Genomic DNA, 299 nt, shown 5'->3' on the forward strand with positions numbered 1-299 from the left:
GGGCGTGCCTGTTCCGCTTAAGATGTGGATGGCCGCAGCCCAAATCGATCCTGAAGCTCTCGATCGTGACCTCAAGGAAGACCGCGAGTACCGAGCCCTGCTCCAGAAGTACACGGGCAAAGACACGAGTTTCGAAGCGGAAACCGAAAATCAAAACAGCCCATGGATCAGCCGTGATGGTGGTCGTTATGAGCAACACGAGACTGAAGATCGCGGTATAGATCGTGCTGACGAGCCTGATCTGCATGCTCTGTCCCGGCGCACGACTGCTGGTCGCAAGACCAGTGAATCGTTCAATC

The 299-nt window shown here is 55.5% G+C and carries 1 protein-coding gene; it reads left to right on the plus strand.

Translation table 11 applies throughout. The features are described 5' to 3' along the window. Nucleotides 1–22 precede the first annotated feature (22 nt). On the plus strand, nucleotides 23–299 hold a 277-nt coding region (locus AC1RPH_RS08200; protein ID WP_481762093.1), incomplete at its 3' end, for a hypothetical protein.

This window comes from Dellaglioa sp. CoH-57-MRSF-16, assembly GCF_056782055.1.